The following is a 2105-nucleotide window of genomic DNA, read 5'->3' as shown; positions in this document are numbered from 1 at the left end:
TATCAGAGGCGAGGTGTCGGCGCACAACTGGCGTCGTTATTTCAGGTGACGCCTCAAGCTACCGCGGGGGCTTGGGCGCCAGATGCTCCTAGCCTCTTATCGCACTCGAGTAGTTCCGGAAGCGTGCGTCTGCCTTTCTGGGCTCGATCATCGAAATGGGGGGCGTGATGCTGGCGTTGGTCGGTCGAGACGGTTTGCTTCACGCCGCCCGCATCGGCTGGCTCTATGTGGCGGGTGTGGGCAAGGCCTTGTGTGTGGGCCTTGCGGTTGCCGTCGCCGTCGGCGGGGGTCTGACAGCGTCCGTGCTCCCGGCCGACGTTGGAGTGCCGGCTGCGCACGGAGTAGCCGCCCTCTCTCTCCTTGCGCGGGCCCGGACAACCGCCGAAAGGGTGCGTCTTCGCCTGAGGCTGTTCGCTGTTTCGGCCGCAGCAGGCGGCCTTCACCACTTCGTCGTAAGTCAGCCCTCTTCGGCGACAGGGCACTCTGCTGGTGTCCTCCGTTGCCTGGTTCAGGGCCTGGGGGCCGCCGGGATCGCCGTGTGTCTGGGGCTGAGTGTCGCCGGACTGGTCATGGCAGCAGCGGACAGCGGCACGAACCTGATGTGGTTACGGCGGGTCCTGGACGGATGGATGATCGCAGGGTCGCTGCTCACTCTGTGCTGGGTGCTTCTGCTGCATCGCGCCGATCAAGGCGGTGATGTGACGGCATCGGTGCTGGGTCTCGCACGCGTGGTGACGGACATCCTTGTCCTGGGTCTCGTGGTCGCCCTCTGCTTCAGCCTTGAACCCGGGAAGCGCACAGCGACCACGGTGGCGGCCGTCGCCCTTGTGGTCCTGGCTGTCAGCGACATGCTGCGCATCCTCCTGCCGGTGCCGGGCACCTGGTACGGGGTCCCTCTGGCGGCGACCTGCTCGATGACCGGGTTGCTCCTGGTCGCTGCCGTGCCGTGGATGCCGGGGGGTGTCAGCGCCGTGGGGGTCGGTGAGCGGGTGCTGCCGGTCGTCGGGGTGGTGGTCGGCTTTGTGCCTGTAGTCGTCTGCGTGCTCGCCATGGGGGCTCACGTGTTGGCCGGTGGCCGCACCGATGCGGTGATGATGGCCTTGGCAGGTACGGTGCTTCTCGGGTTCGGCGCCCGGCAAGGCATCGTGCACGCCGACCACCTGCGTATCACGCGAGAGGTCGTAGCCCGTGAGGCCCATTACCGCACCCTGGTCGACGGCTCGTCCGACGTGATCACCATCCTCAGTCTGGACGGCCGTGTGCTCTACGTCAGTCCGGCCGCCCGTCACGTTTTCGGTCACCGGCCGGAGGATCTCGTAGGCGCTCGCTTGCCCCTGTACACCCACCCGGACGACGCGACCCCGCTGATGCAAGCCGTTGAGAGGCTGCGGCAGGAAGCCGAGCCAGGCGACCGCGGCCCGGGCCGCCACGTGTTCTGCCGGGTCCGGGCCGCTGACGGGGGATGGCGCCATGTCGAGTCGACGATCAGCCACCACCCCGAGGGACTGATCTTCAGCAGCCGCGATGTGACTGAGCGGGTCGCCCTGCAGGCGCAGCTCGAACGCCGTGCCTTCCACGACGCGTTGACCGGCCTGCCCAACCGCGCGTTGTTCACCGACCGAGTCGCCCACGCACTACGCAAGCGGACCGTCGGCACGACTCCGCCGGCCGTGCTGTTCCTGGACCTGGACGGCTTCAAGGCCGTCAACGATTCGGTCGGACACGCCATGGGCGATGCCCTGCTCATTCAGGCTGCCCGTCGGCTCCAGGCATCCGTGCGGGCCGGCGACACCGTCGCCCGCCTCGGCGGCGATGAGTTCACCGCACTCCTGGAAGGAGAGGCGGGGGCATGCCCTCCTCCAGCCAGGGAAGTAGCTGAACGGATCTTGTCCGCCCTGACCAAGCCGTACCGCATCGGCAGCACTGACGCGGTGGTCTCGGCTTCCATCGGCATCGCGGTCGCCATGCCAGGCATCACACCCGACGACCTTCTGGATCACGCCGACCAGGCCATGTACGAGGCCAAAAGCGCGGGTAAGGGCCGCATCCGCATGCACCACCCCCAGCCACAGGACGTCTGCAGCGGCATGCTGAACCACTGACGA

At 67.6% G+C, this 2105-nt stretch carries 1 protein-coding gene; it reads left to right on the top strand.

The features are described 5' to 3' along the window. Window positions 1–167: 167 nt before the first annotated feature. Entirely contained in the window at window positions 168–2102 is a 1935-nt protein-coding gene (locus tag ACFZDJ_RS55000) for a diguanylate cyclase domain-containing protein (protein WP_391070826.1), read from the top strand. The last annotated feature ends 3 nt before the right edge of the window (window positions 2103–2105 follow it).

This window comes from Streptomyces sp. NPDC007896, from assembly GCF_042959425.1.
Classification (GTDB): domain Bacteria; phylum Actinomycetota; class Actinomycetes; order Streptomycetales; family Streptomycetaceae; genus Streptomyces.
The sequence above is the reverse complement of the archived record's forward strand: the minus strand, read 5'-3'. Positions and strand labels throughout refer to the sequence as shown.